This is a genomic window from Fictibacillus sp. EA-CB0309 (assembly GCF_055814265.1).
Genome location: NZ_CP169271.1, coordinates 2,359,954 through 2,385,723, shown reverse-complemented (window position 1 = coordinate 2,385,723; position 25,770 = coordinate 2,359,954). Strand labels below are relative to the sequence as shown.

The following is a 25,770-nucleotide window of genomic DNA, read 5'->3' as shown; positions in this document are numbered from 1 at the left end:
GTGTGATAAAGTTAAGAGAGAATACTTATTTTATTGGGAAAAAACGCAATTGAAGGAGATCGTCATGAAATATAAAAGTGTGTTTGATATTATCGGTCCCATTATGATCGGACCGTCTAGTTCGCATACAGCAGGCGCAGCAAGGATTGGAAGAGTAGCACGGAGCTTATTTGGAAGAAAACCTAAATACGCCACAATTTCTTTTTACGGTTCGTTCGCTAAAACCTATAGAGGTCACGGAACAGATGTAGCGATAGTAGGCGGAATTTTGGATTATGACACTTTTGATACTAGGATTGTGGATGCGCTTACAATTGCAAAGCAAGAAGGCATCAAAGTATCGATGACTGCCGAAGATGCAGTTACTGACCATCCAAATACGGCTCGAGTCATTATTGGTGATGAGGACGACAAAATTGAAGTTGTTGGGATTTCAATTGGTGGTGGAAAAATTGAGATTACCGAATTGAACGGTTTTGCTTTAAGGTTATCTGGAAATCATCCTGCTCTTCTTATCGTGCATAATGATAAATACGGAGCGATTGCAGGAGTTGCAAATATACTGGCTAAGCATGAAATAAATATCGGCCATATGGAAGTTTCACGAAAAGAAAAAGGGAAAGAAGCACTGATGGTTATTGAGATCGATCAAAATGCAGATGACATCATCATTGACGAATTAAGTTCTCTCCCAATCGTTCAACAAGTAGTAAAGATACACGACTAAGAGGTGAGAAGAATGTTTCGTAATGTAGCTGAATTAATAGAATTAGCCGAATCAAAAAAATGTAAGATCTCTGAGATCATGATCCAGCAAGAAATGGATGTAACGAGTCGTACAAGAGAAGAAGTACTTGGTTTCATGGATCGAAATTTAAAAGTTATGGAAGAAGCGGTCTTGCGCGGTATTACAGAAGACGTGAAGTCTCATTCAGGATTAACGGGTGGTGACGGTAAGCTTCTTCAAACGTATATCCAATCAGGTAAATCACTATCTGGCGAACTGATGCTTGACGCTGTAAGTAAAGCGATGGCGACGAACGAAGTGAATGCAGCGATGGGTACTATCTGTGCCACACCGACAGCTGGGTCTGCAGGAGTTGTTCCTGGTACTTTATTTGCGCTGAAAGAAAAATTGAACCCAACACGTGAACAAATGATTGAATACTTATTTGCCGCTGGAGCATTCGGTTTTGTTGTTGCGAACAATGCTTCGATTTCTGGAGCAGCTGGCGGATGTCAAGCAGAAGTAGGATCTGCAACAGGTATGGCTGCAGCAGCGATTGTTGAACTTGCAGGAGGTACGCCTTCTCAATCTGCTGAAGCAATGGCTATCGCTTTAAAGAACATGCTAGGACTAGTTTGTGATCCCGTAGCAGGCCTTGTTGAAGTTCCATGTGTAAAAGAAACGCGATGGGTGCAAGCAACGCGATCGTTGCAGCCGATATGGCACTTGCTGGTATTGTTAGCCGTATTCCATGTGATGAAGTAATTGATGCAATGTATAAAATTGGACTAACGATGCCGTCAGCTCTTAGAGAAACTGCACAAGGCGGATTGGCAGCTACGCCTACAGGAAGAGAGCTTGAGGCAAAAATCTTTGGCATACCGCTAAACGAGAAGTAAAAGATGCTGACTCAATCCATAACAACCGTTACGGGAATAGGGGAAAAGAAAGCAGAAGAATTAGCGAGTATGGGTATTCTTTCTGTTGAAGATCTTTTAGAATATTTGCCTTATCGATATGAAGATTACCAAAAGAAAGATCTAGCAGAAATTGCGCACGATGAAAAAGCAACGATTGAAGGGAAGGTTCACTCAGAACCTTCTCTGCGTTATTTTCCGAAGAAAAAATCTAGACTCTCTTTCAGGATGCTGATTGGCAAGTATTTAATTACGGCGACCATTTTTAACAGACCGTTCTTAAAGAATCAAATATCGTTAGGTCAGACACTGACAGTAACCGGAAAATGGGATCGCAATAAAATGACTCTTACTGTTAGTGATGTGCATTTTGGAGCTTTCTCAGATGACCGAAAAATAGAGCCAGTCTATTCCGTTAAAGGTTCACTTTATGGTAAGACGATGCGTAAAATTGTCGATCAAGCGTTTCGTCAATTTTCAGGATTGATAGAGGATCCGATTCCGCAAGAGCTGCGGGATGCATACCGTCTGCCTGATAAAGAATCCGCCCTTAAAATGATGCATTTTCCAGAAAATTTTCAAGTTCTAAAAGCCGGAAGAAGAAGACTTGCTTATGAAGAGTTGTTATTTTTTCAATTAAAGATGCAGATTTTCAGAAAATGGAACAGACAGCAATCAGAAGGAGCTTCTCTAAAGTTTGACAGGGCAGAAGTTGACGCGTTTATTCGTTCTTTGCCGTTTCAATTAACAGAGGCACAGCAAAGAGTAGTAGAAGAAATTTTAAGAGATTTATCAGATACAAGCCGTATGAACAGGCTCCTTCAAGGAGATGTAGGTTCAGGGAAAACGGTTGTTGCTGCCATTGCCCTTTATGCGGCAGTAACAGCTAACAAACAAGGGGCCTTGATGGTGCCTACCGAAATTCTCGCTGAACAGCATTTTCAATCATTAAAAGAGCTCTTTGCTCCTTTTGGAATCTCAATTGCCCTCTTAACTTCATCTGTAAAAGGAAAAGTTCGCAAAGAAACATTGAGTCTTTTGAGTAAAGGTGAGATTCAGATCATGGTGGGCACACATGCTCTTATACAAGACGAAGTGAATTTCAAAAACTTAGGACTTGTTATTACAGACGAACAGCATCGATTCGGTGTAAACCAAAGAAGGGTGTTAAGGGAAAAAGGGGAAAGTCCAGATGTGCTCTTTATGACTGCAACTCCTATACCTAGAACGCTCGCTATTTCAGCGTTTGGAGATATGGATGTATCAACGATAGATGTTATGCCAGCCGGAAGAAAGCCAATCATCACCCATTGGGCTAAACATGGGATGTTAGATCGGGTTCTTGATTTTATAAAAAAAGAAATTGATAGCGGCAGGCAGGCATATGTCATTTGTCCATTGATTGAGGAATCTGAAAAAGTCGATGTTCAAAATGCGATAGATGTTCATGCCCAACTAAGCAGCTACTTCCAATCATTTGATGTTGGTTTGATGCACGGCAGACTGCATTCAACGGAGAAAGATGAAGTGATGAGAAGATTTGCAGCGAATGAATGCCAAATCCTTGTTTCAACTACCGTCGTCGAAGTGGGAGTCAATGTGCCTAATGCTACAATCATGGTCATATATGACGCTGAAAGATTTGGGTTATCACAGCTTCATCAGTTAAGAGGCCGCGTTGGCCGGGGCAGTGATCAATCGTATTGTGTTCTTATCGCTGATCCGAAAACGGAAGAAGGACAAGAGCGGATGAGAATCATGACGGAGACGACAAACGGATTTGAACTCTCGGAAAAAGATTTAGAGCTTCGGGGACCTGGAGATTTCTTTGGGAACAAACAAAGTGGTGTTCCAAACTTTAAAGTAGCAGATCTTGTTCACGATTACCGCATTTTAGAAACAGCTAGGAACGATGCTGCCAGACTAGTGAATACAGATGAATTCTGGAAAGATGATTCGTACCAGCCGATTAGAGAAATCTTAACTAGGCAAGGTGTGCTTGATAAAGAAAGACTAGATTAACCTTGAAAGAAAAGAACTGATACTATATACTACTATTAGTACCAGCTCTTAATAGCAGAAAGATAATCATGCAGGTACGCGTTAATGCGATACCTGCTTTTCTACGCGCTGCATTTTAACTCAACTATCTTTCTCATAAATGAGACCTTTGTATGGAAGAAGGAAAGAATTTATGAAAAAATCAAAAAAGAGCGGCAAGAGCTGCTAAGAGAGACAATTAAGATAACCCCTTTTATTACAGATGAAGAATTGGCAGAAAGATTCAGTGTCAGTGTACAGACCATCAGGCTTGACCGTCTAGAGCTTTCAATTCCTGAGCTTAGAGAAAGAATTAAGTCTGTTGCTGAAACGAAACTGGATGATGTTAAAGCACTGCCGATTGAAGAGGTTATCGGAGAGATCATTGACCTTCAACTCGATGAATCAGCCATTTCAATATTAGACATAAAAGAAGAGCATGTATTTTCACGTAATAAGATTGCTAGAGGACATCACGTGTTCGCCCAAGCCAATTCGCTTGCTGTAGCGATCATTAATGATGACCTTGCGTTAACAGCAAAGGCCAACATTCGGTTTTCACGTACGGTTCGAGTAGGAGAAAGAATAATTGCCAAGGCTAGAGTAAGAGAAACAGGTTCAGAGAGAACGATTGTAGAAGTAAACAGTTATGTAGAAAAAGAGCTTGTTTTCAATGGCGAATTTACGATGTACAGATCGACACATGATACAAAGGAAGGAAGTTAATTCAGCATGAATATCGCGATAGATGCAATGGGCGGCGACAACGCACCACAGGAAATTGTTAAAGGTGCCTTGCTTGCTGTTGAACAATACCCGGAGCTCTCCATCACACTAGTAGGAGACCAAGATCAGATTAAAAAGTATTTGCCAGAGAATCACTCATTCAACATTATCCATACGGATGAAGTAATCGAAACATCTGAAGAACCGGTGCGTGCTGTTCGCCGTAAAAGAATTCTTCCATGGTTCTCGCAGCTAATGAAGTGAAAACAGGCAAAGCGGATGCTTATATCTCTGCTGGTAATACTGGAGCTTTGATGGCAAGCGGATTGTTTTATGTTGGGCGTATAAAAGGTATTGAAAGACCAGCGTTATCGCCTACGCTGCCTACATTGGACGGTAAAGGATTTTTGTTCTTAGATGTAGGGGCTAACATGGATGCAAAACCAGAGCATCTTTTACAGTATGCACTAATGGGTTCGGTCTATTGGCAGCAAGTTAGAGGTGTTGAAAAGCCGAGAGTCGGTCTGTTAAACGTTGGAACTGAGAGTGAAAAAGGAAATGCCCTAACAAAAGCAGCGTTTCCATTATTGCAAGAAGCAGATATTAACTTTGTCGGAAATGTAGAATCAAGAGATTTATTAATGGGTGCAGCTGATGTAGTGGTTTGCGATGGCTTTGCCGGAAACCTTGTTCTTAAATCGATTGAAGGAACAGCTATGAGCATGTTTTCCATGATTAAAGAACAGCTTACTTCAAGTCTTACTTCTAAGCTTGCAGCAGGTGTTTTGAAACCAAAGCTGCGCGGAATTAAAGATAAGCTTGATTATACGGAATACGGTGGAGCAGGGCTATTTGGCCTTGCAGCCCCAGTGATTAAAGCTCACGGTTCATCAAACGCTAATGCGGTGTTGAATGCCATTAGACAAACTAAGAGCATGGTAGATAAGAACGTTGTAAACACGATTCAAAATCATTTACAATCTGATGATCAAAAGGAGGAATAACGGATGGGTAAAATTGCCTTTCTTTTTCCTGGACAAGGTTCTCAATTTGTAGGAATGGGAAAAGAGTTAATTCATCAAGAATCCTCAGCTAAAGCGATATTTGATAAAGCTGACGAAAAGCTTTCTATGAACCTTTCAGAGATTATCTTCGAAGGTCCAGAAGACGTATTAAAGAAAACAGAAAACACGCAGCCTGCATTGTTAACTGTTTCAACTGCTGTTCTAGAAGTGTTAAAGCAACATGGGATCACAGCTGATTATGTAGCTGGACATAGCCTTGGTGAGTATTCGGCGCTTGTTGCTGCAGGAAGTCTGTCTTTTGAAGACGCTGTATATGCCGTGCGAAACCGAGGTCTGCTAATGGAAGAAGCGGTTCCTGCAGGAGTAGGAACGATGGCTGCCGTGATCGGATTTGATCAAGGGCGTTTAGAAGCCATAACTGCAGAAGTATCAACTGGAAACGAAAGCGTACAAGTTGCCAATTTGAATTGCCCGGGACAGATTGTTATCTCTGGGACAGTAGGCGGGGTTGAAAAAGCGAGTGCTTTAGCAAAAGAAGAAGGAGCAAAGGTCATTCCCCTTCAAGTAAGCGGACCTTTTCACTCATCACTTATGAAACCTGCAGCTGAAAAGTTCCAAGAGATTTTGAATCAGGTTGCAATTAGCGACGCAATAACACCTGTAATTGCAAATGTAACTGCTAAATCTATTACGTCTAAAGATGAAATTAAGACAAAGCTGATCGAACAGCTTTATTCACCTGTGAGATGGGAAGAAACAGTTAAAGAGCTAATGGAACAAGGTGTAGACACTTTTGTGGAAATCGGACCAGGAAAAGTATTGTCTGGTCTGGTGAAGAAGGTTAATAGAAGAGCAAATGTTATTGCTGTTGGTGACTTGGAAACAATTCAGTCTGCTGTAGAAAAACTGAAAGGAGAATCTGTTGATGCTAGAAAGTAAATCAGTTTTAGTAACAGGTGCTTCCCGCGGAATCGGGCGAGCGATTGCCCTTTATTTTGCAAGAAACGGAGCAAAAGTAGCTGTCAATTACTCTGGCAGTGAAGCGAAAGCAAACGAAGTAGTTGAAGAAATTAAAGCAAATGGAGGCACAGCATTTGCTATAAAAGCTGATATCTCCTCTTCTGATGATGTAACAAACATGGTTAAGACGGTTGTCAATGAATTCGGAAGTCTTGACGTGCTTGTGAACAACGCAGGTATTACGAGAGATAATCTATTAATGAGAATGAAAGAAGAAGATTGGGACGCTGTTATTAATACAAACCTAAAAGGTGTGTTTCTAACAACAAAAGCCGTTACTAGACAGATGATGAAACAAAGACAAGGACGCATTATCAATATTGCGTCAATTGTTGGAGTGTCAGGAAACGCTGGTCAAGCGAACTATGTTGCCGCAAAAGCAGGTGTGATCGGTCTTACAAAAACGGCAGCTAAAGAACTTTCTTCTAGAGGAATTACAGTCAATGCAATCGCTCCGGGTTTCATTGAGACGGATATGACTGGAAAATTAGAAGAAGGTATTAAGGAAGATATGCTAAGAAACATTCCGCTTGCACGTTTTGGACAGCCCGATGATATTGCTGCAGCTGCTGCATTTCTAGCAAGTGATGCAAGCTCATACATTACGGGCCAGACCCTTCATGTTGACGGCGGAATGGTGATGTAGATCCTAAGAAAGTTGTCTTTAAAAGACTCTAAATCCCTCTAGTTTTTTAAGGGGAAAAAGCATATACTAATGAAAGGAGGTGACACACAAAATGGCAGACGTTTTAGATAGAGTTTCAAAGATTGTTGTGGACCGTTTAGGTGTTGACGCATCTGAGGTTAAACCTGAAGCTTCCTTTAAAGAAGATCTAGGTGCTGACTCTCTTGATGTAGTAGAATTAGTAATGGAACTTGAAGATGAGTTCGAACTAGAAATTTCTGATGAAGATGCTGAGAAAATTGCAACTGTTGGTGACGTTGTAAATTACATAAACAGCAAACAATAAGTGTATGACGGATAAAGTCCCGTGCAATATAGCGGGGCTTTCTTCCCTTTATGAGCAAAAAACAAATTGCAGCAAAATAGCCCTTTTACGAGATTCTTGGAGGAAGTTTATGAAAGGTTCAAAACAACATTCAACACAAAAGAAAACGGTGAAAAACCGGTTTAAATCCGCTTCCAAAAAGGGCATGGATGACAAGGTGCGCATTCAAAAAGTTGCCCCGATTCAGGAGCGTTTAAGCATTAAATTTGAAAATGAAAAACTGTTAGCTCAAGCATTTACGCATTCATCATATGTGAATGAGCATCGAGGAAGAACATTTGAGGATAACGAAAGACTTGAATTTCTCGGTGATGCCGTTCTGGAATTGACCATCTCTCAATATCTATACAGCAAATTTACAAATATGAGTGAAGGAGAACTTACAAAGTTAAGAGCAGCGATCGTCTGCGAACCATCCTTAGTTTTGTTTGCGAATGACCTTCATTTCGGAGATTTTGTTTTATTGGGAAAAGGTGAAGAGAATACTGGAGGAAGATCTAGGCCTGCTCTTTTGGCAGATGTATTTGAAGCCTTTATTGGAGCGTTATACCTTGATCAAGGGCTCGAAAAAGTAAAAGAGTTTTTAAATCAGTATGTGGTGCCCCGAATAAACGAAGGTGCTTTTTCTCATGTGATGGATTTTAAAAGCCAGTTACAAGAATATGTACAGCGTGAAGGATTAGGTCATATCGATTATAGAATCATTCAGGAAAAAGGACCGGCACATAACCGAGAGTTTGTGTCTGAAGTTAGACTGAATGAAGCTAGTTTTGGAATTGGATATGGAAGATCTAAAAAGAAGCTGAACAGCATGCGGCACAGGAAGCAATTGAGAAAGTTACTAAAAAGAGCTAAACAAAACCCCCTATAAATTGGCTGCTTTGCCGTTTTAAGGGGGTTTCTATTATTTTGTTTTCAGTGATGCGAGTTCTTCTACGATGCCTTCCATGTCTCGAATGCTGAATGATGGCATCTTCATTACCATGTCATATAGTTCTTTAATATCATCGTACTTTGATAATTCATAGTCTTCCGGCTGAATAAGGCCGCTGTTAACAAGCTGCAGTTTCTTTTTTAATCCTTCAATCATAAACGATAAGTTTTCATGATTATGAGTGGTCAAGTCCATGAATGGGGCTCCTTTTTATACACATATTTTCATGTGAGATCAAAATTAATCACATGACCCGTTTGTAAACACACTTCATTTTAGCACACTGCAATCTTTGTGACTATGCGAGAGTGAATCTATGATAAAATATAAAGGTTAAAGAATGAAATACATATCTTAGAAAACTTGAACGCCCGTTAAAAGAGGGTAAACATAAAGTTCTAAATAAAGGGGGATTTAATGATGTTCCTCAAACGAATTGATGTAGCAGGATTTAAATCATTTGCAGAGCGGATACAAGTAGAATTTGTACAAGGGGTTACGGCAGTAGTCGGCCCAAATGGAAGCGGTAAAAGCAATATCTCAGATGCAGTACGCTGGGTGCTTGGCGAGCAGTCCGCTAAGTCACTGCGCGGATCTAAAATGGAAGACATCATATTCGCGGGAAGCGATAACCGCAAAGCCTTGAATGTAGCAGAAGTTACACTTACATTGGATAACGAAGATCAGCATCTGCCGCTCGATTATAATGAAATATCGATAACACGAAGAGTGTTCCGTTCAGGTGACAGTGAATATTTAATTAATAAACAACAATGCCGTTTAAAGGATATTGTTGAGCTGTTTATGGATTCTGGTTTAGGAAGAGAAGCTTTTTCTATTATCGGTCAAGGGCGAGTAGAAGAGATCTTAAGCAGCAAGTCTGATGAGCGTAGAAAGATTTTTGAAGAAGCAGCGGGTGTATTAAAGTATAAAACCCGCAAGCAAAAAGCAGAAGCTAAACTCTCAGAAACACAGGAGAATCTGAACCGCGTTGAAGATATACTTCATGAACTTGAAGACCAAGTCGAGCCTCTTAAAATCCAAGCATCAATCGCAAAGGATTACCTCGAGAAAAAGGAAGAGCTTGAAGTTGTGGAAACAGCTGTACTTGTTCAAGAGATTGAAGAGCTGCACTTTCGATGGGAAAAACAAAAGGCTTTAGTAGCAGAATTGCAGAGACAAGAAGCTGACCTATCAGTAAAAGTAAAACAAGGTGAAACGACCATTGAGCGAGCAAGACTGGATATGCAAGCAATGGATGAGTCTATAGACGAATTGCAAGGTGCTCTTCTTTTAGCAAGTGAAACATTAGAGAAGCTTGAAGGAAAAAAGAAGTCTTAAAAGAACGCAAAAAGAATTACGATCAAAATAAAACGTCACTTTTAGACCAGATTCAGAAGCTGAAGACCAAAAAAGAAGAGTTGAAAACGCAGCTGGTTGCTGAAAATGAGACGTTGCAGACAAAAGAAAAAGAGTTGAAAAACGTTAAAAAGCAAGTAAAAGACGAAGAAAGCAGATTATCCGTTTTAGAAATGGATGTAGAGGCTGAACTCGAAAAACTAAAAAGTGATTATTTTGAGCGGTTAAACGAACAAACAACGATAAAAAACGAGATGCGTTATATTGAAGATCAGGCAAAACTTCAGAGTTTCAAAAGCAATCGTCTCGATGAAGAAAACACAAAGTTTCTAGAGCAAAGAGAACAATTGAAGCAAATAAAACAAAAAGCTGAAGCTGCATATAAAAAAGCGGAAACAGATCTGAAATCAAAACAAGAAGAATACCAATCTTTAAAAACTGAAATCTCAGTAGAAGATCAAGAGAACCGTGGTCTTCAAGAGAAATTGTATCAAGCTTATCAGTTTATACAGCAGTTTAAATCTAAAAAAGAAATGCTCGAGTCTATGCAAGATGAGTACGCTGGATTTATGCAAGGCGTTAAGGAAGTCCTAAAAGCCAAACAAACTAAGTTAACTGGAATTGAAGGGGCAGTAGCTGAACTTCTAACCGTGCCGTCTGAGATTGAAACGGCAATCGAAACAGCATTAGGCGCTTCCATGCAGCATATTGTTGTGGATCACGAGCAGAATGCAATGAAAGCTATTCAATACTTAAAACAAACAAGAGCAGGAAGAGCAACATTCCTGCCATTGAATGTTATAAAAAGCCGCCACGTATCGAGTGCTGATCTCCATCAAGCAAGCTCTGAAGATTCTTTTGTAGGTGTTGCTTCAAACCTCGTTACGTTTGATCCAAAGTATAATAATATCGTCGGCAACTTATTAGGAAATATTATTATTTCTAAAGATTTAGCGGGTGCGAACGCAATCGCAAAACAAGTGAACTATCGTTATCGAATTGTTACGCTTGAAGGTGATGTAGTCTCACCAGGTGGATCGATGTCTGGAGGTAGCTTAAAACAAAAAAGCAGTTCCTTGTTAAGCAGACAAAGAGAAGTAGATGCACTTACCGAAAAAATTGCAACGATGGAAAAACAAACTCTTCAGTTAGAAGAAAAAGTCTCAGAACTGCGGACTAAAGTTTCAAAGAAAAAAGAAAGACTTGAATCACTTCAAACTGAAGGCGAATTTTTAAGAGAACAAGAGCAAGAACTCAAATCTTCTTTAAGGGAAGTAGAGATTCAGGAAAAAAGCTTAAATGATAGGCTCCAGTTGTATGACCGTGAAAAGCATTCTTATGAATCAGAAAAATCTGCAGCAGACACCAGGCTTACTGATCTGCAAAGTAAACTCAATGCTGCAGTTAAATCTGGAAAAGAGCTGGAAAAAACAATCGCAGATCTTACTGAGAAAAAGAAGAGTAATCAAAGCTCAAAAGAAGAACTAAGAGAAGCGCTAACCTTATTGAAAATTAAAGCAGCTGAACTAGAACAGCAAGTTGCTAACCTAAGAGAAAAAAGCTCAAGGATACAAGAAGAGTTTCATGTTGTAGAAGCTAAGTGTAACGAAACGGAAGAAGACTACTGGCTTCTAGAAGAGGAAATGAACTCTAGCTCATCTGGGGAGGATTCTCTTGATGAACAAATTCAACAAAGAAGACACGAAAAAAATAACGCATTAAAACTGATCGCTGAGAGAAGAAAAGAGCGAACAGAATCATTCCGCTCCATTGAAAGTATGGAGATTGGACTTAAAGAAGCAAAGCGACAGTATAAACAGTTGAGTGACGGATTAAAGACCGAAGAAGTCAGCATCAATAGACTTGATGTTGAATTAGAATCCAGACTTACTCATCTTCGAGAAGAATATGAGCTTTCCTATGAAGGAGCAAAACAAAAACATAGGCTGGAAATTCCGCTAGAAGATGCAAAACGCAAAGTGAGATTAATTAAAATGGCCATCGAAGAGCTTGGTGTAGTGAATATTGGAGCGATCGAAGAATACGACAGAGTGAGCCAGCGTTTTAATTTTCTTACAGAACAAAGGAATGATTTAACGGAAGCAAAGGATACACTGTATGGTGTGATCTCTGAAATGGATGTAGAGATGAAGAACCGTTTTGAAGAAACATTCACTGCCATACGTTCCCACTTCGTTATCATATTTAAAGAGTTGTTTGGCGGAGGCCGTGCTGATCTTGTGTTAACACAGCCAGACGATATGCTTGCAACAGGTGTTGACATCATGGCACAGCCACCAGGCAAAAAGCTCCAGCAATTAGGATTACTCTCTGGCGGTGAACGCGCATTAACAGCAATCGCATTATTATTCGCGATCCTTAAAGTAAGGCCAGTACCTTTTTGTATTTTAGATGAAGTAGAGGCAGCCCTTGATGATGCCAACGTAAACCGTTTTGCAAAATATCTGCGTGCTTTTAGCAAAGAAACGCAATTTATTGTCGTTACTCACCGAAAAGGTACGATGGAAGAAGCAGATGTACTGTACGGTGTAACCATGCAAGAGTCTGGTGTATCGAATCTTGTATCAGTAAGACTTGAAGAAACAAAAGAACTTGTAACATCATAGGAGGAAATTGATCGTGAGTTTTTTGAAACGTTTAAAAGACAAATTTTCAAATCAGCAGGCTGATGAATCATCTGAGAAATTTAAAAGCGGACTTGAGAAAACAAGAAATTCATTTTCATTTAAAGTTAATGATCTTCTAAAAAGGTTTAGGAAAGTGGATGAAGAGTTTTTTGAAGAACTAGAAGAAATTTTAATTGGGGCAGATGTTGGAGTTCATACTGTTCTTGATATTATCGACGAACTTAAAGATATTGCCCGCACACGTAATATTCAAAATCCGATGGAGCTACGTTCAGCGATTTCTGAAAAATTAGCTGAAATGCTTCAAAAAGATGATAGCGACAATAAACTTAACCTGCAGACGGATGGAATGACGGTAATCTTGTTTGTTGGTGTTAATGGTGTTGGAAAGACTACAACGATTGGAAAACTTGCTCATCAGCTCAAAAGTGACGGTAAAAAAGTGATTTTAGCTGCAGGAGATACATTCCGTGCGGGGGCTATTGATCAATTGGAAGTTTGGGGAGAACGTGCTGGAGTTGATGTGATTAAGCATCATGAAGGAGCAGATCCTGCTGCTGTAATCTTTGATAGCATTCAGGCAGCTAAGTCGCGTAAAGCGGATGTTTTGCTTTGTGATACTGCTGGAAGATTACAAAATAAAGTGAACTTAATGAACGAATTATCAAAAGTAAAACGTGTTATTGAGCGTGAAATACCTGGAGCTCCACACGAAGTACTGCTAGTGGTTGATGCAACAACTGGACAGAACGCCATGAACCAGGCAAAAACATTTGGTCAATCAACAGACGTAACAGGTTTGGTTTTAACAAAACTTGATGGAACTGCAAAAGGCGGTATCGTTTTAGCCATTCGCCATGAACTTGATATTCCTGTTAAGTTTGTAGGTCTAGGTGAGAAAATTGACGATCTTCAAGAGTTTGACGCTGATCAGTTTGTCTATGGATTGTTTGCAGGAACGGAAGAAGAAACAGAGTAACGCCAATTACTACATTTTTGAAGCCATCCAGCTCTCTAGGGACTGGATGGCTTTTTGCTCTTTTAATCAAGCTTTCCGCCATGTGTGCAGTAAGCCTCATGTCCCTCAGGAGTCTATCGAAAATGATACCACACCGGGTATTTTTAATCGTATTTTAAGGTTTAATCCTAATAAAAATGGCCTTAGTCCAAAAACTTTGGCTGTTTATCCACGAGTTTTTGCCTCGAATCCAAAAGTTTTGATCATTTATCCACGAGTTTACAATCCTCGATATTTTTCGAGCCTCATTATACCCCTGATTTATAATACCAACAGCACCATTCTGTTAAGAAAAAAACTTGACATCTAAATGTATGGGTTGTATAGTATTCACGTAAAGGCATTTCACTTAACAAGGGTTGTGAATAAATGCTCGATAAAACAATGAGAATTAATTATCTATTTGATTTTTATCAATCATTATTAACCCCTAAACAAAAGAACTACATGGGTTTATACTATTTGGACGATTATTCTCTCGGTGAAATTGCTGAACAATATAATGTCAGCCGCCAGGCCGTTTATGATAATATTAAACGGACAGAGGCGATGCTGGAAGAATATGAAGAAAAGTTAGGGCTTTTTGCAAAGTTTCAGGAACGTGAACAGTTGCTGTCATCTTTAAGAGAGCTTCTGAAATCTGAACCTGATAACGTAATTGCAATTATCGATCGCCTTGAAAATATGGAATAGGAGGCGTTCAGTGAGATGGCATTTGAAGGTTTAGCCGACCGTCTTCAGAATACTTTACAAAAAATTCGTGGAAAAGGGAAAGTAAACGAAGCAGATGTAAAGGAAATGATGAGGGAAGTACGCCTTGCGCTTCTTGAGGCGGACGTTAACTTTAAAGTAGTAAAAGATTTTGTGAAAAAAGTATCTGAACGTGCAGTAGGCCAGGAAGTTTTAAAAAGCCTGACGCCTGGGCAGCAGGTCGTAAAGGTTGTTAATGATGAACTGACGACACTCATGGGCGGGGAACAAAGTAAGATTGCGGTTTCCAATCGTCCTCCTACCGTTATTATGATGGTTGGACTTCAGGGTGCAGGTAAAACAACGACAACAGGAAAGCTTGCGAATCATTTACGAAAGAAACAAAATCGCAAACCGCTACTGGCTGCAGCTGACATCTACCGTCCTGCTGCAATCAAGCAATTAGAAACAGTAGGTAAACAATTAGATATACCTGTGTTTCAGATGGGTGACCAAGTCAGTCCCGTTAAAATTGCTGAATCAGCCATCGCTAAAGCAAAAGAAGATCATCACGATTATGTCATTATTGATACAGCAGGACGTTTGCACATTGATGAAACGTTGATGGATGAATTAAAACAGGTAAAAGAAACAGCAAAACCTGATGAGATTTTTCTAGTTGTTGATGCAATGACTGGTCAAGATGCGGTGAATGTTGCTCAAAGTTTTAATGATGCGCTTGGAATCACAGGTGTAGTCTTAACCAAATTGGATGGAGATACACGTGGTGGTGCTGCACTTTCTATTAAAGCTGTAACAGGACTTCCTATTAAATTTGTGGGTCTAGGAGAAAAGATGGATGCTATTGAGGCGTTCCATCCGGATCGTATGGCATCACGAATTTTAGGAATGGGTGACATGCTGACTCTAATCGAGAAGGCTCAGTCTTCAGTCGATGAAGAGAAAGCACGCGATCTTCAGAAGAAGATGCGTGATATGTCATTCACGTTTGATGATTTTCTCGATCAGATGGGACAAGTTAGAAATCTTGGCCCATTGGATGAAATACTTGGCATGCTTCCGGGTGCGAACAAAATGAAAGGCCTAAAAAACGTGCAGATTGATGAAAAACAAATTGGTCACGTTGAAGCCATCATTCGTTCGATGACTCTTCATGAAAGAGAACAGCCTGAAATCATTAATGCCAGCCGTAAGCGCCGTATCGCTAAAGGAAGCGGACGCACGGTACAAGAAGTAAATCGCCTGATCAAACAATTCGAGGACATGAAGAAAATGATGAAACAAATGTCCGGAATGATGAATGGCAAAAAGAAAAAAGGTGGATTCAAATTCCCTTTTATGTAAACTGAATTTTCAGGTTTACAAACCTGTCAATTTATACTATTATATTATTTTGTGTGAACTATTTTCGGAGGTGCAAGTTATAATGGCAGTAAAAATTCGTTTAAAGCGTATGGGTGCTAAGAGAGCTCCTTTTTATCGTGTAGTAGTAGCAGATTCTCGTTCTCCTCGTGATGGACGTTTCATCGAAGAGATCGGAACTTACAACCCAGTTGTTAACCCAGCTGAAGTTAAAATTAATGAAGAAAAAGCTCTTGAGTGGATGACAAACGGTGCGAAGCCATCTGACACAGTTCGTAACCTATTCTCAAAAGCTGGTATTATGGAGAAATTCCATAACGCTAAAAACCAAAAATAATTTTGACGAAGGGGAACTGATATGACAGAGTTGATCGAATCGATTGTGAAGGCTCTAGTTGATCACCCAGAAGAAGTTAGCGTCAAAGAGGTTCAAGAAGGTCACCGCCTTGTGTACCAATTATCTGTTAACCAGACTGATATGGGGAAAGTGATTGGAAAACAAGGAAGAGTGGCTAAAGCGATTCGTACGGTTGTGAATGCAGCTGGTACAAATCAAAATAAAAGGATTTCAATCGAAATCGTCTAAAAAGGATGAGGGGAACCTCTTCCTTTTTTCTTTTACTCATAACTCTTGATCTAACATGTTGTTGTAAAGTGGTTTTTGACCGTTTTTTTCAGTAACAGGTTGATTGTAGTGGAAGCTGAGAGACTCTGCGGGACAAGCGGTCAGGTGAAACCCTTAACGGTACAAAGCGGCAAGGGCTCAACGCCTGCCCCACGGAAAGCGAAGCAGCTGAAACGGAAATCAACTACTTTCAAAATCAACAAAGTTTGTGAAACATTCTAACAAAAAGTATACATATCGAGTTTTATGCTAAAATTTAGACTAGGCAGTAATGTGGATGAATTTGTACGGAGGTAGGTACATCGTTATGGAAAATAAATGGCTTAATGTAGGCAAGATTGTAAATACACATGGGATAAGAGGAGAAGTCCGAGTGATTTCTAGGACTGATTTTCCTGAAGAGCGCTACAAAATCGGAAATACCTTATACGTGGAAATGGGAACTGAGCATGTACCGGTAACGATTGAAACGCACAGAAAGCATAAGCAGTTCGACCTTTTAACGTTTGAAAACTTGCATAACATCAATGACGTAGAACGTTTTAAAGGGAATCTCCTTAAAGTACCTAAAGAACAGTCCGTTTCGTTAGATGAAGGTGAGTTTTTTATCACGATATTATCGGCTGTTCCGTGTTCACGGTTGAAGGCGAAGAACTTGGAAAAGTGAAAGAAATCTTATCTCCAGGCGCAAACGATGTTTGGGTTGTAAAAAGAAAAGGATTTGGTTCGGATATTTTAATACCATATATACCATCCGTCGTTAAAACAGTTGATATTAAGGAAAAAAAGATAATCATTGAACCACTAGAAGGGTTATTCTAATGAAAATTGATGTTCTGAGTCTTTTCCCTGATATGTTTTCAGGAGTCTTTGGGCAGTCCATTTTAAAAAAGCTCAAGAGAAAAGTGCAGTAGAGTTTCAGGTCGTTGATTTCCGCCAGTTTTCCACGAACAAGCATAGGAATGTAGATGATTACCCATACGGAGGGGAGCTGGAATGGTATTAACTCCTCAACCGTTATTTGATGCTGTTGAACAATTAACAGATCAAGCGGAGTCAAAGCCGAGAATCATTTTGCTTTGCCCACAAGGAGAGCGTTTTTCACAAAGAAAAGCAGAAGAGCTTGCTGAAGAAGATCATCTTATCTTCCTGTGCGGCCATTATGAAGGCTATGACGAGCGTGTCAGAGAGTACTTAGTAACCGATGAGATTTCAATTGGTGATTATGTTCTAACAGGCGGAGAGCTAGGAGCGATGGTCGTGATTGATGCTGTTACGAGGCTGCTTCCCGGTGTGCTTGGAAAAGAAGAGTCTCATCTTCAAGATTCTTTCAGCACGGGTCTGTTAGAACATCCTCAATATACGAGGCCGGCAGATTTTAGAGGCATGAAGGTACCTGATGTACTATTGTCTGGCAACCATAAAAATATTGAGGATTGGCGGAGAAAAGAGTCGCTAAAAAGAACATATAATAGGCGACCAGACCTTTTAGAAAAAAGGAACTATCCAAAGAAGAAGAAAAGTGGCTTCAAGACATAAAAGATAATAAAACAACTTGAACACTGTTTGAGTTATATGGTATTATATTGTTTGTGGCTTATGCCCGTTTAATCCGGTGTTCCGCTGCTTCAACTATATTTAGCAAGAACATCCATGGGAAGGAGGCAATAAACTATGCAACAGCTTATTGCAGATCTAGCGAAAGATCAATTAAAATCAGATTTACCAAAATTCCGTTCAGGTGACACTGTACGTGTACACGTGAAAGTAATCGAGGGTACTCGTGAGCGTATCCAGCTTTTTGAAGGTGTAGTTATCAAGAAGCGTGGATCAGGGATTTCTGAAACGTTTACTGTTCGTAAAATTTCTTATGGTGTAGGAGTGGAGCGTGCGTTCCCTGTACATTCACCTAAGATTGCGAACCTTGAAGTAGTTCGTCGTGGTAAAGTTCGCCGTGCGAAGCTATACTACCTACGTGCACTTCGTGGTAAAGCAGCTCGTATTAAAGAAATTCGCTAATAATTCTCGAAAGGAGCTTGACTTATTCAAGCTCCTTTTTCCATATTATAAGTAAGGAATTTCTACAGATGGTGAGGATTAAGAATGGCACGTACAAAAAACGAAACGTGGGAATGGATTAAAGCATTAGCGGCAGCCTTATTATTAGCAGGGATCATCAGATTTTTCTTTTTGCACCAGTGGTGGTGGATGGACAGTCTATGATGCCTAACCTGCATGATGGAGATCGTTTGATTGTTAGCAAATTCACTTATATAATTGGCGATCCAAAAAGATTTGATATTGTAGTCTTTCATGCAACAGAAGAAAAAGATTACATAAAACGAGTGATCGGATTACCAGGAGACACGGTAGAATACAAAAACGATACACTCTATGTGAACGGTAAAAAGGTAAAAGAAGAATATTTAGAAGCGTATAAAAAGAAAACAAAAGACGGAAACTTCACTTATGATTTCACGTTGCTTGAGGTGACGGGCAAGCAAAAGGTACCTCAAGGACAATTGTTTGTTCTCGGTGATAACCGCCGTAACTCGAGTGACAGCCGAAATATAGGGACAGTGGATGACGATAAGATTTTAGGTAAAGCATCATTCCGTTTCTGGCCGTTATCGGATATTGGATTTGTAAAGTAGGGTGAGAAAAAATGACCATTCAATGGTTTCCTGGACATATGGCCAAAGCGCGCCGGGAGATAACTGAAAAACTTAAAATGATCGATGTGGTATTTGAGTTAGTAGATGCTCGTATACCTCTTGCATCTAGAAACCCCATGATCGATGAAATTCTTGGACAAAAGCCTCGTATCGTTCTTTTAAATAAAGCAGATCTGGCGGATCCAAAAGTAACTTCTATGTGGGAAAGTTATTTTTCTGATAAAGGAATTCCATCTCTTGCTATTAACTCGAAGGATGGAAAAGGAATTAAAACGATAGAGCCGTTAGCACATGAACTCGTAAAAGAAAAGTTTGATAAAATGAGGGCAAAAGGCATCGTTAAACCAAGAGCTGTCAGAGCTTTAATAGTCGGTATTCCAAACGTAGGCAAATCAACGATTATCAACCGTATGGCAGGTAAAAACATAGCTGTAACAGGTGATAAGCCTGGTGTTACAAAAAAGCAGCAGTGGATAAAAGCGGGTAAGACGTTAGAACTATTGGATACCCCTGGGATACTATGGCCTAAATTTGAGGATCAGACGATTGGATTAAAACTTGCGGTAACGGGTGCGATTAAAGAAACGCTTTTTGATTTTACAGAAGTGGTACTATTCGCCATCAAGTATTTAAAAGAGCATTATGAAGAGCGTCTCGTTGAACGGTACAAATTGTCCGACATACCAGAAGACTCTATGCTTCTATTTGAAGAAATCGGTAAGAAGCGCGGCTGTATGATGAGCGGCGGAGAAGTGGATCTTGAAAAGACAGCCGAGATTGTTCTCAGAGATCTTCGTTCAGAAAAGCTAGGGCGTTTATCTTATGAACGGCCAGATACTGTATAATCAAATAGAAGAGTATAAACAGGCGCTGTTTTCGGAGTGCCTGTTTTCTTTAAGTTTAAGCTTTGTTGCTTTTGACGGTGGTTGATTTCCGTTACAGCTTTCCGCTGGGCAGGCGGTGAGCCACATTCGTACAATTTCACTGTTAAGTGTGTCACCTGTCTAGTTGCAGCGGCTAGCCCCTCGAGGTCAAAAGTTAAATAGGCAAGAAGGCCAAGTGCGCCTTCCTAGCCCATTCACCTTTTGCTTGTCGGGGCTGAACGAGCCACTTCCACTTTTCGGACTGCCCGCCTGTCCCACAGGAGTCTCGCATCTTCCACTCCAATCAACTTGCAATGGAGATGTTAAGAAAAACGAAATAGACCCAAAAACAATCTAAAAAGAAAATAGCCTATTTTATCGCTATCATTGATAAATTACAGCTATCTTCCTGGGACTACAAAACATAAGCCTATAAAGAATAACGATACAAACCGATACAAAATACATAAAGAGTGTGAGAAATATGAAATTATCTATAAAAGAATGGGAACAAAAATTAAAAAATAGTGAGCAAGGTGATATTCCAGCCTTGCTGAAGGTACTTTCTGAGGATGAAAGACAAGGTGCGAAAAAAATAGTTGAAGCCTATACAAAGCGCTTAGATCAAGCTGAAGCAGAACGAAAAAGATTAGAAGTCATGTCAGCCTATGAAACACAATGTTATCAAAACGGCAAAACGTTAATTGCAGGGGTAGATGAAGTAGGACGCGGCCCTTTGGCTGGACCAGTTGTTGCAGCTGCAGTGATATTACCTAAAGGCTATAAACTTACAGGAATTAATGATTCCAAAAAGATATCTGAGAAAAGAGAGACGCACTTTACGAATTAATCGTAAGAGATGCCATCTCATACAGTGTCTTCCTAGTTCAACCTGAAAGAATAGATGAAATTAATATTTATCAAGCCTCGAAGTTAGCCATGACTGAAGCGATTTGTTCGTTAGACGTTCAACCTGACCAACTGTTGATCGATGCAATGGAGGTACCTTTATCAATCGATCAGTTAAAAATTATTAAAGGCGATGAAAAAAGCATTTCTATAGCGGCAGCTTCAATCGTTGCAAAAGTTACGAGAGATCGTTATATGTTGAAATTGGATCAGAGATACCCCGAGTACGGCTTTAAATCAAATATGGGCTATGGGACAAAGGAACATTTAGAAGCGCTTAAGAAATATGGTCCAACAAGTATTCATCGAAAATCATTCAGTCCAGTAGGAGAACTAATTCAAATCACAGGAAGTGATTAACCTGTTACAACTAAACAATATCATTAGTCAGCAGTTTCAGGCGATAAGGCCAACAGAAGGAACGCTCTCATTAAAACTCAATCAATTAATAACAGCTAAGATTTTAGAGATATTCCCTGATCAAACAGCTACGATCTTATACAACGGTGCAACTTTACATGCTAAGTTAGAAGTTCCTTTAACAAAAGGAAATAGTTATTTATTTGAAGTTGCAGAAAAGAATGGAAACACCGTTTTAAAAAAGGTAGATTCAGATCCTGTAAAATCACCTTCAGAACAGATTTTACATAAATGGAATCTTACATCGACTGAGATAAACAAAAAAGCAGTAGATTTTTCTGTTTCTGAAAAAATACCACTTACTAAGGAAAACATGAAAGTGGTAGCAGAGATTCTTAAAGTGACCGCTGAGCTGCCGCTGCAAGATAAAAAAGCAATTATCCATCGAATGCTAGAGCTGCAGCTCCCACCTAAGACAGAGTCTGTTCAGGCTGTATCAACAAGTATAAAAATGAGTTCTGCTTTTGATGAAATGAAATCACTTTATGAAGCTTTAATTCCATATAGTCATAAAGACAGAATGATCTCTAAGACAATAGATTTATTAAAAAGCATTTACGGATTTGAAAATAAAGAAACCCAGTCTAAACCATCAATATTACCAAATAATCAGCAAAAAACCGAATTAAAGACTATTTCAGAATCTTTGACTCAAAACAAGATAACTTCACCTGAACCGATGAATCTACAAAAATCAGGTATGAACGAATTACGAGATACAATTCCTGCAATTAGTAAAAACGAGGCTACACCAATCACATCAGAAATAAAGCGTAATCCGTCTCAGGATTTTATTCAATCCGTACAGAAATGGCTCCAAAAATCAGGTATGTTGCACGAAAAAAACATTCTTATGAATCCTGTACAAGCTAAACTAGAAGAGTCGTTAAAGTCTCAACTTCTTTATCTCCAGCGAAATGCTGATAGATTGGATCTGCCTGAAAGTGTTTTGCAAAAGACGGAACAAGCGATAGTGAAAATAACGAGTCAGCAGCTTCAGAACGTACAGAGTAACGATAACATGCAGCACTTTATATTGCAGATTCCTTTTGGGCAAAGCGATAATCCTAGAGAAATGACGATTTCATGGGAAGGGAAAAAACAGGATGGCAAAGCAATAGATCCTGGTCATTGCAGAATGCTTTTTTGGCTGGAAATGCAGAACCTAAATGAGGTAGCTGTTGATGTGCAAATTCAAAACAGAATATTATCTGTAAAAATATATAATGAGCACCCATTACTTGAGAAACTTTCAGCACCATTCATGTCTTCTTTAAAAAACAGATGAGAGACATGAATTATACGTTATCGTCCGTTACTTTTGTTCAGCAGCAAAAGAAGATGAAATCAGCTGAAAAGCCTAACTCTTATAAAGGATTGGATCTGCGCGTATGAAAGAACACAAAAAAGAAGCAGTAGCATTAAAGTATAACCCTGAAGAATCAAGCTCTCCTATTGTAATCGCTAAGGGAAAAGGTGAAACAGCAGATCGGATTCTTCAAAGAGCATCAGATAACAACATTCCCATTCAGGAAGATCCTTCGCTTGTTCATTTATTATCTAAATTGGACATTGATCAAAGCATTCCAGAAGAGTTGTTTGAAGTAGTTGCTGAACTTTTTGCTTTTATCTATCATTTGGATAAAGAAGCTAAGAAATCCACATAATTATTTTTGAAATAGGGCATTGCTAACATAAAAGGAGTGTGTACAATGCCAAGAAATAAATTAGTTGTGAAACAATCCGAACAGCTTGTCAATCAATTTAGAGAAGAGATGGCTGAAGAGTTTGGGTTGTATCGTCCTGCATTAGAAAAAGAAACGATTACACCTAAAATTATAAAAAAGCAGCAAAACGAGAATAACAAATGAATTAAAGCATGGAAATCCTTATTTCAGAAAGATAAAAAACACTAAAATCAAGCTCGCATTCATGCGGTCTTGGTTTTTATTTTTGAGCGGAAATACTGTATGCGCTTGCAATTTTCTGAAGAATAGTAGACATAATAGGCTTGGTCTTATACAATGATAACGGTACTTTAAGTTTTCACCATGATAGGAGGATGGAGAGTAAATGAATATCCACGAATACCAAGGTAAAGAGATACTTAGAAAATATGGTGTGGCTGTTCCAAACGGGAAAGTAGCATTTACCGTTGAAGAAGCAGTAGAAGCTGCTAAAGAACTGGGGAGCACAGTATCTGTTGTAAAAGCACAGATTCACGCAGGTGGCCGCGGTAAAGCAGGTGGCGTAAAAGTTGCCAAAAATATCGATGAAGTGCGTACATACGCAAATGAAATTTTAGGAAAAGTTCTTGTAACTCACCAAACAGGTCCAGAAGGTAAAGAAGTTAAGCGCTTACTTATCGAAGAGGGCTGTGATATTAAAAAGAATATTACATCGGTCTAGTACTAGATCGTGCTACATCCAGCGTGGTAATGATGGGATCTGAAGAAGGCGGAACTGAAATTGAAGAAGTGGCTGAGAAGACACCTGAAAAAATCTTCAAAGAAGTGATTGATCCTGCGATTGGTCTGCAAGCTTTCCAAGCGAGAAGACTTGCTTATAACATCAATATTCCAACTGAACTAGTAGGAAAAGCAGTTAAGTTCATGCTTGGGCTTTATACAGCTTTCGTTGATAAAGATTGTTCAATCGCTGAAATCAACCCATTAGTTGTAACAGGTGATGGAAACGTTATGGCACTTGACGCAAAAATGAACTTCGATTCTAATGCGTTATATCGTCATAAAGACATCTTAGAATATCGTGATCTTGAAGAAGAAGATGCAAAAGAAATTGAAGCGTCTAAATATGACTTAAGCTATATTTCTCTAGATGGAAATATCGGCTGTATGGTTAATGGTGCTGGCCTTGCAATGGCTACAATGGACATCATTAAGCATTACGGCGGTGATCCCGCTAACTTCCTTGACGTTGGAGGCGGTGCTACAACGGAGAAAGTTACAGAAGCATTCAAGATCATTCTTTCTGATCAAAATGTTAAAGGGATCTTTGTTAACATTTTCGGTGGAATCATGAAATGTGACATCATCGCAAACGGTGTTGTAGAGGCAACGAAACAAGTAGGTCTTGAATTGCCTTTAGTAGTTCGTCTTGAAGGTACAAACGTTGATCTTGGCAAAAAAATCTTAAAAGAATCAGGACTTAATATTACAGCTGCTGATTCCATGGCTGACGGTGCAGAGAAAATCGTCGCTTTAGTTAAGTAATAAAGAAAACATTGCAGGAAGGATGGGAGTTTAAAGCATGAGCATTTTTATTAATAAAGACACAAAAGTCATCGTTCAGGGTATCACAGGTTCCGTAGGACTTTTCCATACGAAACAAATGCTTGAATATGGTACGAAAATTGTGGGCGGAGTTACACCGGGTAAGGGTGGAACAGAAGTTGAAGGACTTCCTGTTTTCAACACGGTTGTTGATGCTGTAAAAGAAACTGGAGCAAACGCTTCTGTAATTTATGTTCCTCCTGCATTCGCGGCAGAAGCGATCATTGAAGCAGTTGACGCTGAATTAGACCTAGCTATCTGTATTACAGAAGGTATTCCAGTAATGGATATGGTAAAAGTAAAGCGTTACATGGAAGGCAAAAAGACTCGTCTTGTTGGACCTAACTGTCCTGGAGTTATTACACCGGAAGAATGTAAGATCGGTATTATGCCTGGATATATCCATACAAAAGGTCATGTAGGAGTTGTTTCTCGTTCTGGAACTTTAACATATGAAGCTGTTCACCAGCTTACAGAGCGTGGAATCGGCCAATCTACAGCAGTAGGGATCGGTGGAGACCCAGTTAACGGAACAGACTTTATTGACGTTCTGAAGGCATTTAACGAAGATGAGGACACATATGCTGTAATCATGATCGGTGAAATTGGCGGTACGGCTGAAGAAGAAGCTGCAGAGTGGGTAAAAGCTAATATGACGAAACCAGTTGTAGGCTTTATCGGCGGACAAACAGCTCCTCCTGGAAAACGTATGGGCTATGCTGGTGCGATTATCTCAGGTGGTAAAGGGACTGCAGACGAAAAGATCAAAACAATGAAAGCTTGCGGAATTAAAGTTGCAGCAACACCTTCAGTAATGGGTGAAACTTTAGTAGAAGCACTTAAAGAAAACGATTTATACGATCGTTGTGTAACACATAAGGCAAAAGCGTAATTACAACTTTTACATCGTGAAAAGCTCCCAGACCGGGAGCTTTTTATTTACATAGGGACTTAATTTTTTATTACGCTCTTTTTAAAAAAGATTGTTGCTTTCCTTCTATGAATGTTGATTGAAGTGCAAGGTGGGTGCCTGCCACATGAAAAACTTCTCGCAAGGCATGCGACGAGGAAGCTTCTGCGAAAGCATTACCTTGTAGACGCAGGAGCAAGTATACTTCCTTGAGGCGGGCAGGTGAGACACTTAAAAGTGAAACGTACAAATGTGGCTCACCGCCTGCCCCGCGGGAAGCGAGCACCTGGAAAGGAAATCAACAACTTCCAAAAGCAACAAATATTACGAAAAAAGACTTTACTTAGATTTGATTCATGAGGAGGAATGAAGTTTGGATAAAGAACGCTTAATCTTTCTTCATCATTGCGAAGCACTTACTTGGAATCAGATGAGATCAATTTTAGAAGTTGATGCCGATTTAACTGAAATTTTTTCAATGGATATTCGCAGATTGAAGATGTCGTTCAGTTTAGGTGAACAAACGGCCAAGCGTTTATACGACCACATGAATCAGAAAAAAGTACATATATAATGAA

Annotated in this window: 21 protein-coding genes and 9 pseudogenes; 28 read left to right on the top strand and 2 right to left on the bottom strand. The window is 39.6% G+C overall.

Going from position 1 to position 25,770, the window contains the following annotated elements; translation table 11 throughout:
* Window positions 1-64 precede the first annotated feature (64 nt).
* From sdaAB to rnc, 9 genes and pseudogenes are all read left to right on the top strand, one after another.
* The gene (gene sdaAB, locus ACEWFH_RS13220) at window positions 65-727 is read left to right on the top strand and encodes an L-serine ammonia-lyase, iron-sulfur-dependent subunit beta (RefSeq protein WP_473724386.1); all 663 of its coding nucleotides are present in this window, start codon (window positions 65-67) and stop codon (window positions 725-727) included.
* A gap of 12 nt (window positions 728-739) precedes the next feature.
* Window positions 740-1,626: pseudogene (gene sdaAA, locus ACEWFH_RS13215) on the top strand (L-serine ammonia-lyase, iron-sulfur-dependent, subunit alpha).
* A gap of 3 nt (window positions 1,627-1,629) precedes the next feature.
* A complete protein-coding gene (gene recG, locus ACEWFH_RS13210) occupies window positions 1,630-3,666 on the top strand; it encodes an ATP-dependent DNA helicase RecG (protein ID WP_473724385.1) in 2,037 nt (678 codons plus the stop codon).
* A gap of 84 nt (window positions 3,667-3,750) precedes the next feature.
* Window positions 3,751-4,410, top strand: a complete 660-nt coding sequence (gene fapR / locus ACEWFH_RS13205; RefSeq protein WP_473724384.1) for a transcription factor FapR — start codon at window positions 3,751-3,753, stop codon at window positions 4,408-4,410.
* Between the two features lie 6 nt (window positions 4,411-4,416).
* Window positions 4,417-5,414, top strand: a pseudogene (gene plsX, locus ACEWFH_RS13200) (phosphate acyltransferase PlsX).
* A 3-nt stretch (window positions 5,415-5,417) separates the two neighbouring features.
* A complete protein-coding gene (fabD, locus tag ACEWFH_RS13195) occupies window positions 5,418-6,374 on the top strand; it encodes an ACP S-malonyltransferase (RefSeq protein WP_473724383.1) in 957 nt (318 codons plus the stop codon).
* Window positions 6,361-7,101 carry a 3-oxoacyl-[acyl-carrier-protein] reductase gene (fabG, locus tag ACEWFH_RS13190; RefSeq protein ID WP_473724382.1) on the top strand — a complete coding sequence of 247 codons (741 nt, stop codon included), beginning with the start codon at window positions 6,361-6,363 and terminating at the stop codon, window positions 7,099-7,101. Before fabD ends, fabG begins: the two co-directional genes overlap by 14 nt.
* 91 nt (window positions 7,102-7,192) lie before the next feature.
* Complete coding sequence (gene acpP, locus ACEWFH_RS13185; protein ID WP_066240701.1) at window positions 7,193-7,426, top strand: acyl carrier protein; 234 nt, start codon at window positions 7,193-7,195, stop codon at window positions 7,424-7,426.
* A gap of 184 nt (window positions 7,427-7,610) precedes the next feature.
* Window positions 7,611-8,320 (top strand): annotated as a pseudogene (gene rnc / locus ACEWFH_RS13180) (ribonuclease III).
* A gap of 49 nt (window positions 8,321-8,369) precedes the next feature.
* On the opposite strand, the gene ACEWFH_RS13175 reads toward rnc, so the two are convergent.
* On the bottom strand, window positions 8,370-8,594 hold the full coding sequence (locus tag ACEWFH_RS13175; RefSeq protein WP_066240704.1) for a DUF1128 domain-containing protein: 225 nt from the start codon (window positions 8,592-8,594) through the stop codon (window positions 8,370-8,372).
* A 225-nt stretch (window positions 8,595-8,819) separates the two neighbouring features.
* Here ACEWFH_RS13175 and smc point away from each other — a divergent pair.
* The 11 genes and pseudogenes from smc (at window position 8,820) to ylqF (ending at window position 19,642) form a co-directional block, all read left to right on the top strand.
* A pseudogene (gene smc / locus ACEWFH_RS13170) lies at window positions 8,820-12,385 on the top strand (chromosome segregation protein SMC).
* Window positions 12,386-12,398: 13 nt separating this feature from the next.
* A complete protein-coding gene (ftsY, locus tag ACEWFH_RS13165) occupies window positions 12,399-13,385 on the top strand; it encodes a signal recognition particle-docking protein FtsY (protein ID WP_473724381.1) in 987 nt (328 codons plus the stop codon).
* A 408-nt stretch (window positions 13,386-13,793) separates the two neighbouring features.
* A complete protein-coding gene (locus ACEWFH_RS13160; RefSeq protein WP_473724380.1) occupies window positions 13,794-14,117 on the top strand; it encodes a putative DNA-binding protein in 324 nt (107 codons plus the stop codon).
* Window positions 14,118-14,132: 15 nt separating this feature from the next.
* On the top strand, window positions 14,133-15,479 hold the full coding sequence (ffh, locus tag ACEWFH_RS13155) for a signal recognition particle protein (RefSeq protein ID WP_289495722.1): 1,347 nt from the start codon (window positions 14,133-14,135) through the stop codon (window positions 15,477-15,479).
* A gap of 82 nt (window positions 15,480-15,561) precedes the next feature.
* A complete protein-coding gene (gene rpsP, locus ACEWFH_RS13150; RefSeq protein WP_473724379.1) occupies window positions 15,562-15,834 on the top strand; it encodes a 30S ribosomal protein S16 in 273 nt (90 codons plus the stop codon).
* A 21-nt stretch (window positions 15,835-15,855) separates the two neighbouring features.
* Window positions 15,856-16,083: a KH domain-containing protein gene (locus ACEWFH_RS13145; RefSeq protein WP_066240722.1), complete on the top strand. Its 228-nt coding sequence runs from the start codon at window positions 15,856-15,858 to the stop codon at window positions 16,081-16,083.
* Between the two features lie 346 nt (window positions 16,084-16,429).
* Window positions 16,430-16,944, top strand: a pseudogene (gene rimM, locus ACEWFH_RS13140) (ribosome maturation factor RimM).
* Window positions 16,944-17,681: pseudogene (gene trmD / locus ACEWFH_RS13135) on the top strand (tRNA (guanosine(37)-N1)-methyltransferase TrmD). Before rimM ends, trmD begins: the two co-directional pseudogenes overlap by 1 nt.
* A 115-nt stretch (window positions 17,682-17,796) precedes the next feature.
* Window positions 17,797-18,141 (top strand): 50S ribosomal protein L19, encoded by a 345-nt coding sequence (gene rplS, locus ACEWFH_RS13130; protein ID WP_066289359.1) that lies wholly within the window; start codon window positions 17,797-17,799, stop codon window positions 18,139-18,141.
* Between the two features lie 84 nt (window positions 18,142-18,225).
* Window positions 18,226-18,776 (top strand): annotated as a pseudogene (lepB, locus tag ACEWFH_RS13125) (signal peptidase I).
* 11 nt (window positions 18,777-18,787) lie between these two features.
* Window positions 18,788-19,642: a ribosome biogenesis GTPase YlqF gene (gene ylqF / locus ACEWFH_RS13120; RefSeq protein ID WP_473724378.1), complete on the top strand. Its 855-nt coding sequence runs from the start codon at window positions 18,788-18,790 to the stop codon at window positions 19,640-19,642.
* On the opposite strand, the gene ACEWFH_RS13115 is transcribed toward ylqF, so the two are convergent.
* The gene (locus ACEWFH_RS13115) at window positions 19,618-19,797 is read right to left on the bottom strand and encodes a hypothetical protein (protein ID WP_473724377.1); all 180 of its coding nucleotides are present in this window, start codon (window positions 19,795-19,797) and stop codon (window positions 19,618-19,620) included. The two genes, ylqF and ACEWFH_RS13115, sit on opposite strands and share 25 nt — an antisense overlap.
* A gap of 347 nt (window positions 19,798-20,144) precedes the next feature.
* Here ACEWFH_RS13115 and ACEWFH_RS13110 point away from each other — a divergent pair.
* The 8 genes and pseudogenes from ACEWFH_RS13110 (at window position 20,145) to ACEWFH_RS13075 (ending at window position 25,766) form a co-directional block, all read left to right on the top strand.
* Window positions 20,145-20,929 (top strand): annotated as a pseudogene (locus tag ACEWFH_RS13110) (ribonuclease HII).
* A complete protein-coding gene (locus tag ACEWFH_RS13105; protein ID WP_473724376.1) occupies window positions 20,922-22,277 on the top strand; it encodes a hypothetical protein in 1,356 nt (451 codons plus the stop codon). Before ACEWFH_RS13110 ends, ACEWFH_RS13105 begins: the two are co-directional and overlap by 8 nt.
* A gap of 103 nt (window positions 22,278-22,380) precedes the next feature.
* Entirely contained in the window at window positions 22,381-22,656 is a 276-nt protein-coding gene (locus tag ACEWFH_RS13100) for an EscU/YscU/HrcU family type III secretion system export apparatus switch protein (RefSeq protein ID WP_473724375.1), read from the top strand.
* A gap of 45 nt (window positions 22,657-22,701) precedes the next feature.
* Window positions 22,702-22,860, top strand: coding sequence for a small, acid-soluble spore protein, alpha/beta type (locus ACEWFH_RS13095; RefSeq protein ID WP_473724374.1), 159 nt, complete (start codon window positions 22,702-22,704; stop codon window positions 22,858-22,860).
* Between the two features lie 202 nt (window positions 22,861-23,062).
* Window positions 23,063-24,222 (top strand): annotated as a pseudogene (gene sucC, locus ACEWFH_RS13090) (ADP-forming succinate--CoA ligase subunit beta).
* Window positions 24,223-24,259: 37 nt separating this feature from the next.
* Window positions 24,260-25,174, top strand: coding sequence for a succinate--CoA ligase subunit alpha (gene sucD, locus ACEWFH_RS13085; RefSeq protein WP_473724373.1), 915 nt, complete (start codon window positions 24,260-24,262; stop codon window positions 25,172-25,174).
* A gap of 240 nt (window positions 25,175-25,414) precedes the next feature.
* Window positions 25,415-25,552 (top strand): hypothetical protein, encoded by a 138-nt coding sequence (locus tag ACEWFH_RS13080; RefSeq protein ID WP_473724372.1) that lies wholly within the window; start codon window positions 25,415-25,417, stop codon window positions 25,550-25,552.
* Window positions 25,553-25,565: 13 nt separating this feature from the next.
* Window positions 25,566-25,766: a hypothetical protein gene (locus ACEWFH_RS13075; protein ID WP_473724371.1), complete on the top strand. Its 201-nt coding sequence runs from the start codon at window positions 25,566-25,568 to the stop codon at window positions 25,764-25,766.
* Window positions 25,767-25,770: the final 4 nt, after the last annotated feature.

Bases quoted from the DNA above. Each gene is read 5' to 3' on its own strand.
- sdaAB (WP_473724386.1), top strand. From the start codon at position 65: ATGAAATATAAAAGTGTGTTTGATATTATCGGTCCCATTATGATCGGA.
- recG (WP_473724385.1), top strand. From the start codon at position 1,630: ATGCTGACTCAATCCATAACAACCGTTACGGGAATAGGGGAAAAGAAA.
- fapR (WP_473724384.1), top strand. From the start codon at position 3,751: ATGCGATACCTGCTTTTCTACGCGCTGCATTTTAACTCAACTATCTTT.
- fabD (WP_473724383.1), top strand. From the start codon at position 5,418: ATGGGTAAAATTGCCTTTCTTTTTCCTGGACAAGGTTCTCAATTTGTA.
- fabG (WP_473724382.1), top strand. From the start codon at position 6,361: ATGCTAGAAAGTAAATCAGTTTTAGTAACAGGTGCTTCCCGCGGAATC.
- acpP (WP_066240701.1), top strand. From the start codon at position 7,193: ATGGCAGACGTTTTAGATAGAGTTTCAAAGATTGTTGTGGACCGTTTA.
- ACEWFH_RS13175 (WP_066240704.1), bottom strand. From the start codon at position 8,594: ATGGACTTGACCACTCATAATCATGAAAACTTATCGTTTATGATTGAA.
- ACEWFH_RS13160 (WP_473724380.1), top strand. From the start codon at position 13,794: ATGCTCGATAAAACAATGAGAATTAATTATCTATTTGATTTTTATCAA.
- ffh (WP_289495722.1), top strand. From the start codon at position 14,133: ATGGCATTTGAAGGTTTAGCCGACCGTCTTCAGAATACTTTACAAAAA.
- rpsP (WP_473724379.1), top strand. From the start codon at position 15,562: ATGGCAGTAAAAATTCGTTTAAAGCGTATGGGTGCTAAGAGAGCTCCT.
- ACEWFH_RS13145 (WP_066240722.1), top strand. From the start codon at position 15,856: ATGACAGAGTTGATCGAATCGATTGTGAAGGCTCTAGTTGATCACCCA.
- rplS (WP_066289359.1), top strand. From the start codon at position 17,797: ATGCAACAGCTTATTGCAGATCTAGCGAAAGATCAATTAAAATCAGAT.
- ylqF (WP_473724378.1), top strand. From the start codon at position 18,788: ATGACCATTCAATGGTTTCCTGGACATATGGCCAAAGCGCGCCGGGAG.
- ACEWFH_RS13100 (WP_473724375.1), top strand. From the start codon at position 22,381: ATGAAAGAACACAAAAAAGAAGCAGTAGCATTAAAGTATAACCCTGAA.
- ACEWFH_RS13095 (WP_473724374.1), top strand. From the start codon at position 22,702: ATGCCAAGAAATAAATTAGTTGTGAAACAATCCGAACAGCTTGTCAAT.
- sucD (WP_473724373.1), top strand. From the start codon at position 24,260: ATGAGCATTTTTATTAATAAAGACACAAAAGTCATCGTTCAGGGTATC.